Source organism: Pandoraea sp. PE-S2T-3, from assembly GCF_002179965.1.
In the GTDB taxonomy this organism is placed as follows: domain Bacteria; phylum Pseudomonadota; class Gammaproteobacteria; order Burkholderiales; family Burkholderiaceae; genus Pandoraea.
Window position 1 is genome coordinate 227,372 of record NZ_NGUQ01000008.1, and the last position, 12,415, is coordinate 239,786.

Below are 12,415 nucleotides of genomic sequence, written 5' to 3' on the forward strand. Positions count from 1 at the left end.
CCTCGCCGACGAGGCCATTCGTGGAGACAGACGTATGCCTACGCCCCGCATCGACCTGCGAGCGCTCATCGACGAGCGGCCGTTCGGCCGCTATCAGTTGCTCGTCACCGCGCTGTGTGCGCTGATTGTCTTTCTCGATGGCTTCGACACGCAGGCCATCGGTTATGTCGCCCCGCCATCGTGCACGCGTTGGGTATCGAACGAGCAGCGCTCAGTCCAGTCTTCTCGGCGAGTCTCGTCGGCCTCACGCTCGGCGCACTGATCGGCGGCCCCTTATCCGACCGGCTGGGACGCAGGCCCGTACTGATCGCGGGCATGCTCATCTTCGGCGTCATGTCGCTCGCGACGGCGCTCGCGCAATCAGTCACGGCATTGCTCATCTTGCGGCTCGTGACAGGCATCGGACTGGGCTGCGTGATGCCCAACGCCATCGCCCTTACTGGTGAGTTCGCGCCGGAACGTGTGCGCTCGACGGCGATCATGGTGATGTTTTGCGGCTTCTCGCTGGGTGCCGCGCTGGGCGGGCTCGCGGCCGCCGGGTTGATTCGCGACTTCGGCTGGCAATCGGTGTTTGTCGTGGGCGGCTTGTTGCCGCTGGCCGCCACCGTGCTTGCGTGGCGATGTCTGCCCGAATCGCCTCGCTTTCTGATCGCCCGCGCGAAAGACCCAGCCCGCCTGCGGGCGGTGCTGCGCAAGCTCGCCCCCGATCTTCCGGCCGATGCGCAGATCGACGGCGGCGTGGACGTTCATGCGTCGGGTCATGCAGGCGTGCGTGCGCTATTTGCCGACAAGCGAGTGCGTATCACCCTGCTGCTGTGGCTGATCTTCTTCATGAGCCTGATGGATCTGTACTTCCTGTCGAGTTGGCTGCCGACCGTGATTCACGATGCGGGCATCCCCCTCGATACGGCCGCCCTCATCACGTCGATGCTGCAAATCGGCGGCACGCTGGGCACGCTCACGCTGGGACGCGTCTTCGACCGCGTGCCGCCCTTCAAGGCGCTCAGTGCGGTGTATCTGTGTGCGGCGGTGTGCATCGTGCTGGTGGGGCTGGCAGGCACCTCGGTGGCCGTGCTGGCGGCAACGATATTCGGTGCGGGCTTTTGCGTGGTCGGCGGGCAAATCGGTGCGAATGCGCTGTCCGCGCGCACCTACCCGACGACGATTCGGGGTACGGGGGTCGGCTGGGCACTCGGTATCGGCCGCATTGGCTCCATCGTCGGGCCGATGGTCGGCGGCGTGTTGCTGGCGCTGCAATGGGACCCGCAGCACCTCTTCATGATGGCTGCCGTCCCGGCGCTGATTGCCAGCGTTGCGGCACTGGCGATCAGCGTGGGCGTTCGGCGCCCGGGTGGTGAGGAAGCTCGCCGACCCGGTGCCGCTACAACAGAAACTGCCTGATCAGAAACCGGCGGCGAGGCCGTCGCGACGGCTGTCGCTGGCGGCCACGTAGCCGCGCTCCGGATCGTTGCGATCCAGACGCCAGATGTACTGCCCCGAGCCGAAGTCCATATACGGATCGTCGATGGACTTCAGCTTGTGGCCCAGTGCGAGCAGCCCGGCCACCGTCTCACGGTCGAGCGTGGATTCCACGTCGATGGTGAAGTCGCGGTTGACCTTCCAGCGCGGTGCGTCGCACGCCGCCTGCGGCTGCTGGCCATAGTCGAGCATGCGCACGATCGACTGCAAGTGGCCTTGCGGCTGCATGTCACCGCCCATCACGCCGAAGCTCATCACGGCCTCGTGCTGGCCGTTGACCTTTTGCGTGAGGAACGCCGGAATGATCGTGTGGAACGGACGCTTGCCGCCTTCGACCACGTTGGCCGACTTCGGGTCCATCGAGAAGCCGCAGCCACGGTTTTGCAGCGCGATGCCCAGATCGGGCACGACCACGCCGGAACCGAAGCCCATGTAGTTCGACTGGATGAAGCTGACCATCATGCCGCTCTCGTCGGCAGTCGACATATAGATCGTGCCGCCGGCCTTGGGCATGCCGAAGTCGAACTGCGTGGCGCGGTCCGGATCGATGAGCTTCGCGCGCGCCGTCAGGTAGGCGTCGTCGAGCATCTGCTCCGGCGTGACTTCCATCGAACGCGGGTCGGCCACGTACTTGTACAGATCGGCAAACGCGAGCTTCATCGCCTCGATCTGCAAGTGCTGCGAGTGCACGCGGTCGACAGCAAGACGCGACACGTCGAACTTCTCGAGAATGCCCAGTGCCATCAGCGCGGCAATGCCCTGCCCGTTCGGCGGAATCTCATGCACGGTGTAGCCGCGATAATCCTTCTCGATCGGCTTGACCCAATCGGCGCGGTAGTTGCGCAGATCGTCGGTCGTCATTGCCCCGCCATGCTCGCTCGACCAGCCGACGATGCGCTCGGCGATCTCGCCTTCGTAGTAAGCGCGCGGCCCTTGTTCGGCCAGCATGCGCAGCGTGCGCGCGTGGCCCGGGAAACGCATCATTTCACTCGTCGCCGGTGCACGGCCATGCGTCATGAACGTCTGCGCGTAGCCCGGCTGGTCTTTCAGTTCCGGCACGGCGGCGGCCCACTTGCGCGCAACGATGTTGGCAACCGCGTGACCCCGCTCGGCGATCTCGATGGCCGGTGCCATCAGATCGGCGAACGGCAGCTTGCCGAACTTCGCGTGCAGCGCTTCCCAGCCGGCGATCACGCCGGGCACGGTGACGGTGTCTACACCACGCGTCGGTTGCTTCGCGATGCCGTGCTGCTCACCGTATTTCTTGCGGAAGTAGTCGACGTTCCACGCCTCGGGTGCCACACCCGAAGCGTTCAGTCCGTGCAGCTCCTTGCCGTCCCAGATGAGCGCGAAGCAGTCGCCGCCCAGACCGTTCGAGACCGGCTCGACGATGGTCATGCAGGCCGCAGCGGCAATGGCGGCGTCGACGGCGTTACCGCCCTGCCACAGGATGCGCAGGCCGGCTTGCGCGGCGAGCGGGTGCGACGTCGACACGATGTTGCGGGCGAACACCGGCAGGCGCGGTGTCGGATAAGGGTTCTGCCAGTTGAATTGCGTCATGACGCTTTCACTTACCTTTGTCTCGAATGGGTGGAGTTGGCTGCCGGGGAGGCCCGCGCTGCAACGTTAAGACGCTCACATTACGCGCGGGGGACACCCTCGTTACTGTTCGCGCGGATCGAGCGCATCGCGCAAACCGTCTCCCAGCAGGTTGAATCCGAGTACCGTCAAAAAGATGGCGATACCGGGGAAAATCGACATCCAAGGCGCTTGTTCAACGAAGTCCTTGGCCGTATTGAGCATCGAGCCCCACGAGGGCATCGGCGGCAATTGTCCGAGCCCCAGAAACGACAGGCTCGCCTCGGCAATGATGGCCGTCGCCACCGTCAGGCTCGCCTGCACGATGATCGGGGGCAGCACGTTGGGCAGGATGTAGCGCACGATGATGCGCGTATCCGACAGGCCGATGGCGCGCGCGCCTTCGACATATTCTTCCGCCTTGACCGTGAGCGCTTGCCCTCGCGCCAACCGCACGAAACGCGGCATGGCGGACACGCCGATAGCGATCATGGCGTTGGTCAGGCTCGCCCCGAGAAACGCCGCCATGGCGATGGCGAGAATCAGGAACGGGATTGAGAGCAGCGCATCGGCCAGCCGCGACACGATGGCATCGACCCAGCGGCCGAAGTAACCGGCGAGCAGCCCCAGCGGCACGCCGATGATCACGGCAATGCCTACCGACACGACACCCGCCGCGAGCGACGCGCGGGCGCCGTAAATCATGCGCGCGAGAATGTCGCGCCCGAGTTCGTCAGTCCCGAACCAATGCAGCGCGCTGGGGGCCTGACGCACCGTCATGAAGCTTGTAGCGATCGGATCGTAGGGGGAAATCAACGGTGCGAGCAGTGCGACAAGCACGGCGAACGCGACGATGATTGCCCCGGCAACCGCCGCACGGTTGCGCGCGAATTTACGCAGCCCGCGATGACGGCGGCGCGGCAGACGCTCGGCGCTCGCTGCTGCCGATGCAGACGCAGCAACAGAGGCGGGCGGCGTGGGCGGCGTGGACGGTGTGGAAGGAGTCGTGGGCAAGGCGGCCATGTTCAGTCGGAAAGAATAAGCCTCAGGCCCGGCGCAGGCGCGGGTTGAGCAACACATACAGCACGTCGGCCACCAGATTCAGCGCGATGAAACTCACCGCCGTCACCAGCACGACGCCCTGCACCACCGCGTAATCGCGGTTGAACACCGCGTCGACCACCAGCTTGCCGAAGCCCGGGATCGTGAAGACCTGTTCGGTCAGCACCGCGCCGGCGAGCAGTTCGCCGAAGAGCAGCGCCAGCACCGTGACGATCGGGATCAGCGCATTGCGAAACGCGTGCTTGAGCACCACGGTGCCACGCAGCAAGCCCTTGGCACGCGCGGTGCGAATGTAGTCGGTGCGCAGCACGCTGAGCATGGCACTGCGCGTATGACGCATCAGTTGCGCACCCAGCGCCGCCCCCAATACGAAGGCCGGCATGATCATTGTCTTGAAGCTCATCCACAGGTCTTCGCCCGGCGGCACGTAGCCCGACGACGGCAGCAACTGCCAGCGCACCGACACCAGAAAGATCAGCAGGATGCCCAGCCAGAAGTTGGGGATCGACATGCCCGACAGCGCCAGCACGTTGGCGCCGTAATCCACTGCCTTGCCGCGATTCGCCGCCGACAGAATGCCCAGCGGAATACCGATACCGATGGCGATGAGCAGACCGAGCGAAGCCAATTGCAGCGTCACCGGCAGCTTCTGCGCGATAAGCGTCGTCACCGGCTCGCCGGTGCGCAGCGAATTGCCGAGGTTGCCATGCAGCACGTCACCCATCCACAGCGCGTATTGCGTGGGCAGCGGCTTGTCGAGGTGATACTTCTCGCGCAGCGCGGCGATGACCTGCGGGTTCTGGTCCTCGCCAGCCATCGCGAGCACGGGATCGCCGGGCAGCATTTTTTGCAGCCCGAAGATCAACATCGACACGATGAACAGTGTCGGAATGGCGACGAGCGCGCGATGGAGGACGAGACGCAGCATGGCTTACCTCGCTCCCTCAGCCCTTGAGGCTCACGCCGCGCAGACGGATCAGACCGTCGGGATACGGCACGAAGCCCTGCACCTTCTTCGTGAGCACATACGGCCACGGCTGCACGTACAGATACAGAATCGGGTTGTCGTCGGCGAGGATCTTGTTGGCAGCGTCGTACAGCGGCTTGCGCTCGGCCACGCTGGACTTCACGCGGGCGTCGTTGAGCAGCTTGTCGACGTCGGCATTGCAATACTGGCCGTAGTTCAGGTTGCCCTTGCAGGTCACAAACTGATGCAGGTTGCCGTCCGGGTCCACGCGGCCCGACCAGCCGTTGTAGAGCACATCGAAGTCGCCACGGTGGGCGGCGTCGAGTGCAGCGGCGTAGTCCATCGGACGCAGCTTCAGGGTAATGCCCGCCTCGGCGAGCATCGCCTGCAACATCTGCGCCATCTGGTTCGACACGGTGTTGTTGCCGAAGCTCAGCGTCACGTCCACCTTCTCGAAGCCTGCCGACTTGAGCAGTGCTTTCGCTTTCGCCACGTCGCGCTTGGTCGATTTGATCGCCGTGTCGTAGTACTGGCCGCTCTTGGGCAGCGCTTGATTGGCAGGGGTGAAGATGCCGCCGCCGATCACCTGATTGATGGCGTCGCGGTCGATGGCCAGATCGAAGGCTTCACGCACGCGTTTGTCGCGCAGGGCCTTGGGCGCGTTGGCCGCCACGTTGAACGTCAGGCCGTAGTAGCCCAGACCGTCGATGGTCAGGAAATTCAGATTGGCGTCGCGCTTGACCGACTTCACGTCGGACGGCGACAGACGCTCGAGCATGTCGAGCGAGCCGGAGCGCACGTTCGCGAGACGCACGGTGGTGTCGGGAATCGGCAGGAACGTGACCTTCTGGATCGGGTATTTGTCTGCATCCCAGAAGCCCGCGAATTTCTCCAGCACGACGCGGTCGTTCTGCACGCGCTGCACGAACTTGTACGGGCCCGAGCACACCGGGCGTGCTTGCACGGCGGCGTCATCCGCCAGTGTCTTGGGGGCCAGCATCATGCCGGCGCGATCGGACAACGTGGCGAGCAGCGCCGAGTCCGGGGCCTTGAGCACGATGTTGACGGTCGAATCGTCCACCACGTCGACGTGATCGATGGACGACAGTTCGCTCTTGCGATTGCTCGCCGGCATGCTGCGCGCGCGATCGAGGTTGGCCTTCACGGCCTTGGCGTTGAACGGCTCGTCGTCGTGGAACTTCGCGCCCTGACGCAGCTTGAACGTCCACGTCTTGCCGTCGGCGCTCACGCTCCACGACGTGGCCAGCATCGGCACGAACTTCAGGTCCGGCGAGATATCGACCAGCGAGCTGCACAGCGAGCGCAGCACCATGCGGTCGACGACCTGCGAACTGCGCGCCGGGTCGAGCGAGCCGATATCTTCCTGCAAACCAATGCGGATGGCCGACTGGGCCATCGCCGACGCGGCGCCCGTGGTCAGTGCGGCAGCCAGAGCGAAATCGAGCAGAACGTTGCGCATGCGTGAGGTCTCTCGTGAGTGTTTATCGGAATCGTGTGGGTGTTAGCTGACGATAGCCGCGTCGGCCTGCGCCTGCCGTGCGCGATACAGCGCCAGACGCGCCGTCAGCTTTTCGCTTGGCGGCGTGACGAGTGTGGGGCTAGCGCCCGCATTCTGGATGTCCCGCCAGAAGTGACACGCGACCTGCCGGCCGTCGGGTAATACCTCGTCGATCGGGCGTTGCTCGCGGCACACCTCGCGCGCATGCGCACAGCGCGGGTGAAAACGGCAACCGGGCGGCGGTGCCGTCGGGCTCGGCAACTCGCCGCCCAACGGCGCGCGGCTGCGGCGCACGTGCGGACTGCTTGCCGGAATCGCCTGCAACAGCGCCTGCGTGTACGGATGCAACGGGTTGTCGAACAGCGCATCGGCGCTGGCCAGTTCCACAATCTCGCCCAGATACATCACCGCAACCCGGTCGCTCATATGACGAATGACGGCCAGATCGTGCGCGACCATGATGAGCGTGAGCCCCAGATCGTGCTTCAGACGTTCGAGCAGATTGATGACCTGCGCCTGCACGGACACGTCGAGCGCAGAGACGGGTTCGTCGCCAATGATCACGCGCGGCTCACCGGCAAGCGCCCGAGCGATGCCGATGCGCTGGCGCTGTCCGCCGGAGAATTCGTGCGGAAAGCGCTGCGCATAGTCCGGTTGCAGACCGACGGTGCGCAGCAGGTCGGCCACCCGGTCGTCGCGGGCGCGGCCATGCGCGAGACCGTGCAGCGCAATCGGCTCGGCAATCAGGCTGCCCACGGTCATGCTCGGGTTGAGCGAGGCGAACGGGTCTTGAAAGATGATCTGCAATTCACGCCGCAGACGCCGCATCGCTCCGGCGCCCAGCGTCATGATGTCTTCGCCCTGATAGCGCACTTCCCCGCGCGTGGCATCGAGCAAACGCAGCAGCAGTCGGCCGAGCGTGGATTTTCCGCAGCCCGACTCGCCGACGATGGCGAACGTTTCGCCCGCCTGCACCGAGAACGAGACGCCATTCACGGCGTACACCGTAGGTGCGCGCGAAAAACCGACGCGGTGGCCGCCGAAGTGTTTGGTCAGATCGCGAGCTTCGAGCAGCGCTGTCATGCGGCCACCTCTTCCATCGGGGTTGCGGGCGGCGTGAGCGCGTCGACCGGTGCCAGCCAGCACGCGACGCGATGCGTGCCGGACAGGGTGCGCTCGACCGGCGCCTGTTGTGTGCAGCGCGCCTCGGCAAACGGACAGCGCGGCGCAAAGCGGCAACCGGCCGGCATGCGCTCGGGCGACGGCACCGAGCCGCGAATGGTAGCGAGCGTGCCTTCGCGCTTGCCGATGGACGGAATCGCGCCCATCAGGCCAATCGTGTAAGGATGCTGCGGATCATCGAAGATCTCGTCGACGCTGCCGTATTCCACGATGCGCCCCGCGTACATCACGGCGACGTGATCGGCCACTTCTGCCACCACGCCAAGATCGTGCGTGATCAACACCACGGCGGTCCCGGTCTCGCGTTGCAGCGTCTGAATCAGCGTGAGCACCTGCGCCTGAATGGTGACGTCGAGCGCGGTGGTCGGTTCGTCAGCGATGAGCAGGGCAGGACGGTTGGCGAGCGCCATCGCGATCATCACGCGTTGGCGCATGCCGCCGGAGAGTTCGTGCGGATAGTTGTCGAGCCGTGTCTCGGGCGCCGGAATGCGCACCAGTTTCAGCATCGCGAGCGCTTCGGCACGCGCCGCTTTGCGGTCGAGACCGCGATGACGGCGAATGCCCTCTTCAATCTGATGGCCGATGGTGAACGCCGGGTTCAGCGACGTCATCGGCTCCTGAAAGATCATCGCGAGCCGGTTGCCGCGCATATCGGCGAACTCGCGCTCCGGCAACGCCAGCAGATCGTGCCCTTCAAACATTGCGCGGCCCGCGACCAGATTGGCCGGCGGGCTCGGCAGCAGGCCCATGAGCGCGAGCGACGTCACGCTCTTGCCGCAACCCGACTCGCCTACGATGCACAGCGTCTTGCCGGGGTGAACCGCGAACGAGACACCGTCAATCAGATTCGGCGCATCGGCGGCGCGGGAGAACTTCAGCGACAGGCCGGTCACATCGAGCACCGGCGCGGGTTCTGCGGGCAGGGTCATGGGTGCGTTGTTATGGGCTGGCTCGGTCATGAGCGGAATGCATGACACGATTATGTCCCCCACGGATCAATAGAAAATATTAATATTTCTTTTCGATACGTAAATTATTTTTACTTCCCAAATGCTCACACTGCGCATGATGAAAACGTTCCGGCTGGTGGCCCAAACCGGCTCGTTTGCCGCCGCTGCCGAACGTGCCGCGCTCACGCAGGCGGCCGTGAGTCTGCAAATGCGCGGACTTGAAGATGCCGTCGGCCAGCGCCTGTTCGACCGTCGCGGGCGGCAGATCACGCTCACCCGGCAGGGGCGCGAACTGTTTCCGCGCGTCGAGCAGATTCTGGCGCTTACCGCCGACCTGACGGCCTCGCCTCTCGATGCGATGCAGGGGCCGGTGACCATCGGTGCCGTCGTGTCGGTCATCGGGGCGCTCTCGCTGGTCGTGGCCGAACTGAAGACCGCGCACCCCGGGCTCGATGTTCGGCTCACGTCCGCACGCTCGGATGAGCTGACCGATCTCGTCGAACAGGGCGAAGTCGACATTGCCGCCGTGGTCGCCCGCGCCGACGATGCCCGCCCCGACGGTCTGGTGTGGACGCCGCTCTATACCGAACCGATGGTGATGGTCGTCAATCGGGAGGTCTGGGATGCCACGCCGGACGCCAATCCGCAGTCCGTTCTCGATGAACACGCGTTCCTGCGCTTCGACCGGCGCGTGCGCACGGGGCTGGTGGTGGAGCAGGCGTTGCGCGCAGCGAAACTGACCGTCACGGAATATCTCGAATTGAACTCGATCGAGACCATCGTCGCGCTCGTGCGCAAGAACGTCGGCGTGTCGGTATTGCCGCTGCTGCATCGTGGCGACTGGCAGGCCGACCCGCTGCTGCGCATCGTGCCGATTGCGGCACCGCCGTTGTTGCGCACGGTCGGCATGATTCATCGCGAGCACGACTCGCGCACTCGCGACATCACGGCGGCGATTGTCGGCATGCTGCATGACGTGTGAGGCGTGAGATGTGTGGCGTGGAAATGAAACGGCGCGGTCAACGCCGCGCCGTGGTGAGGAACGCTGAAACAATCAGTCGCGGGTTTCCAGCGCTTTGTTGATGCGCAGCGCCAGCAACGTGCACACCGTGCCGGAGAGCAGATAGACGCTCACGGCAACCAGCCCGAATTCGGCTGACAACCCCAGCGCGACGAGCGGTGCGAATGCCGCGCCGAACAGCCACGCAAAGTCGGTGGTAAGCGCCGCCCCCGTGTAACGGAAGCGCTGTTCGAAATTCGACGTCACCGTCCCCGCCGCCTGCCCGTACGACAGGCCGAGCAACCCGAAGCCCACCAGAATGAAGATGTCCTGCCGGGTCGAGCCGCCGCCCATCAGGTAGGGCGCGAAGAGCGCGAAGATGCCGATAAAGATCGCAAAGAGACCGAGCGTGGTACGCCGCCCGAGACGGTCGGCGATGCGCCCCGAAATCACCGTGCAAATAATGGCGATGACGGCACCGCACAGTTGCACGATCAACACACTGTCGAGATCTTGCGTGTTTTGCAGAGAAATCCACGACAACGGGAACACCGTCACCAAGTGAAACAGCGCGTAGCTGGCGAGCGCAGCAAACGCGCCGAGGAAGATGTTGTAGCCCTGCGAGCGCACCATCTCACGCGTGCTGATCGGCTCCAACTGCCCTTCTTCGAGCATCTCGGTGTACTCGTTCGTGACCACCAGACGCAGGCGCGCAAACAGCGCCACCACGTTCACAGCGAAGGCCACATAGAACGGATAACGCCAGCCCCACGTGAGAAAGTCGTCGCTTTCCAGACTCCAGTGCAGAAACAGGAACAAGCCGCCCGCGATGAGAAAACCGATCGGCGCGCCCAACTGCCCCATCATCGAATACCAGCCGCGACGGTGCGGCGGCGCGTTCATCGCGAGTAGCGACGGCAGACCATCCCACGAGCCGCCGAAGCCGATACCCTGCACCAGACGGAAGAACGCGAGCAGCCAGATCGCACGGTCGCCCAGCACCGCATAGCCCGGCAGAAACGCCATGCCGGCCGTCGCTGTGCCGAGTACGAACAGCGCCGCCGTGAGCTTGACGCTACGGCCCCAGCGCCGCTGCACGTTCATGAACAGCGTCGTGCCGAACGGGCGCGAAATAAACGCGAACGAGAAGATCGTGAACGAGTACAGCAGGCCGTGCAGGCCGTCGGCAAACGGGAAGAAAACGTGCGGAAAGACGAGAACGGCAGAAATGCCGAACACGAAGAAATCGAAGTACTCGGAGGCGCGTCCGACGACAACGCCTACCGCGATTTCCTCAGGGGCAATGCGAGACTTGTTGCCGTGATCGTGCGCAGTCGAAGCACTCGGCGAACCGGGTGGGGTCGGCGATTGATGAGCACTGCTTGACATTATCGGACCCCCTTGCGGATCGGGATGACGATGACACTCGTGCCCGAAAAGCATCGCAGGTTACTCGAATCGACGCTATCGGGTTTACCCTAGTATCTTGCATCGGGGTGTGAAGTCCATGATGGGTCCGGTCCACGGCTACGGTTCATCGATCGCAGCATGACTTCCCCCAAGTTCCTTCGCGGGGTACTTTTGCTCCCCGCCGCCGCTTTGCTGTCCGGCTGCAATACCGTTTTGATGTCGCCTGCGGGCGATCTCGCGGTGAGGCAGCGGGACATCATTATCGTTTCCACCATCCTGATGCTGCTGATCATCATTCCGGTGATCGCGCTCACGCTGCTCTTTGCCTGGCGATACCGGGCATCGAACAAAGACGCCGTCTACACGCCCGAATGGGATCACTCGACACTGCTCGAGCTGCTGATCTGGGCGGCGCCCCTGCTCATCATCATCGCGCTCGGCGCCCTCACCTGGGTGAGCACGCACAAGCTCGATCCGTATCGGCCACTGGAACGGATCGACGCCAAACGCGAGATTCCGCCCGACACGCGCCCGTTGACGGTGCAAGTGGTGGCGATGGACTGGAAATGGCTGTTCTTCTATCCCGATCAAGGCATCGCCACCGTCAATGAGCTGGCCGCGCCGGTCGACCGCCCGATCCGCTTCGAAATCACGTCGACGACGATGATGAATTCGTTCTTCGTGCCCGCGCTGGCCGGTCAGGTCTACGCCATGCCGGGCATGGAAACGAAGCTGCACGCAGTGATCAACAAGCCCGGCGTCTACGACGGCTTCTCGGCGAACTACAGCGGCGCGGGCTTCTCCGGCATGCGCTTCAAGTTCCACGGCATGACGGCAGAAGAATTCGACGCGTGGGTGCAACAGGTCAAGGCGAAGGGCCAGAATCTCTCGCGCGACAAGTACGAAGCCCTCACGCAGCCCAGCGAATGGGTGCCGGTGCAGTACTACGGCGACGTCGCACCCAATCTCTACGATGCGATTCTGAACCGCTGTGTCCAGGCCGGGCAGCCTTGCCTGAAGGACATGATGGATCAGCCCAATCACAAGCATGCGGCCAACGAAGCGCGTGACGGCAAAGTCGGCAATGTCGGCACGACGTCGTGGAAGATGCGCGGCGGCAAGACCGATGCGCTGCTCGCCGACGCCATGTGCACCGCCGACAACACTTCCCAGTTTGCAACCCGTCTGAGCGGCGGTCCGCTCGCCGACGCAACGCTACGGCGTGCCCCCGGCGAAGGGCTCACACAGTGAGGCGCCGCGCGCCCAAC

Annotated in this window: 11 protein-coding genes; 4 read left to right on the plus strand and 7 right to left on the minus strand. The window is 64.3% G+C overall.

Annotated features, from left to right (window positions below):
- The first annotated feature begins 34 nt into the window (after positions 1-34).
- Positions 35-262 (plus strand): hypothetical protein, encoded by a 228-nt coding sequence (locus CDV46_RS27265; RefSeq protein WP_217896718.1) that lies wholly within the window; start codon positions 35-37, stop codon positions 260-262.
- A complete protein-coding gene (locus tag CDV46_RS06715) occupies positions 190-1,401 on the plus strand; it encodes an MFS transporter (protein WP_217896719.1) in 1,212 nt (403 codons plus the stop codon). The genes CDV46_RS27265 and CDV46_RS06715 overlap by 73 nt, the downstream gene beginning before the upstream one ends.
- Here the strand turns inward: CDV46_RS06715 and CDV46_RS06720 are convergent, their stop codons facing one another.
- From CDV46_RS06720 to CDV46_RS06745, 6 genes are all read right to left on the minus strand, one after another.
- Positions 1,402-3,039, minus strand: a complete 1,638-nt coding sequence (locus tag CDV46_RS06720) for a gamma-glutamyltransferase family protein (RefSeq protein ID WP_087687312.1) — start codon at positions 3,037-3,039, stop codon at positions 1,402-1,404.
- Between the two features lie 102 nt (positions 3,040-3,141).
- Entirely contained in the window at positions 3,142-4,080 is a 939-nt protein-coding gene (locus CDV46_RS06725; RefSeq protein ID WP_087687310.1) for an ABC transporter permease, read from the minus strand.
- 22 nt (positions 4,081-4,102) lie between these two features.
- Complete coding sequence (locus CDV46_RS06730; protein WP_058375632.1) at positions 4,103-5,047, minus strand: ABC transporter permease; 945 nt, start codon at positions 5,045-5,047, stop codon at positions 4,103-4,105.
- 16 nt (positions 5,048-5,063) lie between these two features.
- Entirely contained in the window at positions 5,064-6,566 is a 1,503-nt protein-coding gene (locus CDV46_RS06735; RefSeq protein ID WP_087722136.1) for an ABC transporter substrate-binding protein, read from the minus strand.
- A gap of 42 nt (positions 6,567-6,608) precedes the next feature.
- Positions 6,609-7,688: an ABC transporter ATP-binding protein gene (locus CDV46_RS06740; RefSeq protein ID WP_087722137.1), complete on the minus strand. Its 1,080-nt coding sequence runs from the start codon at positions 7,686-7,688 to the stop codon at positions 6,609-6,611.
- Positions 7,685-8,746, minus strand: coding sequence for an ABC transporter ATP-binding protein (locus CDV46_RS06745; RefSeq protein ID WP_371328736.1), 1,062 nt, complete (start codon positions 8,744-8,746; stop codon positions 7,685-7,687). The genes CDV46_RS06740 and CDV46_RS06745 overlap by 4 nt, the downstream gene beginning before the upstream one ends.
- 91 nt (positions 8,747-8,837) lie before the next feature.
- On the opposite strand from CDV46_RS06745, the gene CDV46_RS06750 reads away from it, so the two are divergent.
- On the plus strand, positions 8,838-9,719 hold the full coding sequence (locus CDV46_RS06750) for a LysR substrate-binding domain-containing protein (protein WP_058375636.1): 882 nt from the start codon (positions 8,838-8,840) through the stop codon (positions 9,717-9,719).
- A gap of 72 nt (positions 9,720-9,791) precedes the next feature.
- On the opposite strand, the gene CDV46_RS06755 is transcribed toward CDV46_RS06750, so the two are convergent.
- Positions 9,792-11,126, minus strand: coding sequence for an MFS transporter (locus CDV46_RS06755; protein WP_058375637.1), 1,335 nt, complete (start codon positions 11,124-11,126; stop codon positions 9,792-9,794).
- A gap of 159 nt (positions 11,127-11,285) precedes the next feature.
- Between CDV46_RS06755 and cyoA the strand changes: the two genes are divergently transcribed.
- A complete protein-coding gene (gene cyoA / locus CDV46_RS06760) occupies positions 11,286-12,398 on the plus strand; it encodes a ubiquinol oxidase subunit II (protein WP_087687301.1) in 1,113 nt (370 codons plus the stop codon).
- Positions 12,399-12,415 lie beyond the last annotated feature (17 nt).

What these genes read in the sequence shown, in the direction of transcription:
- CDV46_RS27265 (WP_217896718.1), top strand. Translation starts at nt 35, where the DNA reads ATGCCTACGCCCCGCATCGACCTGCGAGCGCTCATCGACGAGCGGCCG.
- CDV46_RS06720 (WP_087687312.1), bottom strand. Translation starts at nt 3,039, where the DNA reads ATGACGCAATTCAACTGGCAGAACCCTTATCCGACACCGCGCCTGCCG.
- CDV46_RS06725 (WP_087687310.1), bottom strand. Translation starts at nt 4,080, where the DNA reads ATGGCCGCCTTGCCCACGACTCCTTCCACACCGTCCACGCCGCCCACG.
- CDV46_RS06730 (WP_058375632.1), bottom strand. Translation starts at nt 5,047, where the DNA reads ATGCTGCGTCTCGTCCTCCATCGCGCGCTCGTCGCCATTCCGACACTG.
- CDV46_RS06735 (WP_087722136.1), bottom strand. Translation starts at nt 6,566, where the DNA reads ATGCGCAACGTTCTGCTCGATTTCGCTCTGGCTGCCGCACTGACCACG.
- CDV46_RS06740 (WP_087722137.1), bottom strand. Translation starts at nt 7,688, where the DNA reads ATGACAGCGCTGCTCGAAGCTCGCGATCTGACCAAACACTTCGGCGGC.
- CDV46_RS06745 (WP_371328736.1), bottom strand. Translation starts at nt 8,746, where the DNA reads ATGACCGAGCCAGCCCATAACAACGCACCCATGACCCTGCCCGCAGAA.
- CDV46_RS06750 (WP_058375636.1), top strand. Translation starts at nt 8,838, where the DNA reads ATGCTCACACTGCGCATGATGAAAACGTTCCGGCTGGTGGCCCAAACC.
- CDV46_RS06755 (WP_058375637.1), bottom strand. Translation starts at nt 11,126, where the DNA reads ATGTCAAGCAGTGCTCATCAATCGCCGACCCCACCCGGTTCGCCGAGT.
- cyoA (WP_087687301.1), top strand. Translation starts at nt 11,286, where the DNA reads ATGACTTCCCCCAAGTTCCTTCGCGGGGTACTTTTGCTCCCCGCCGCC.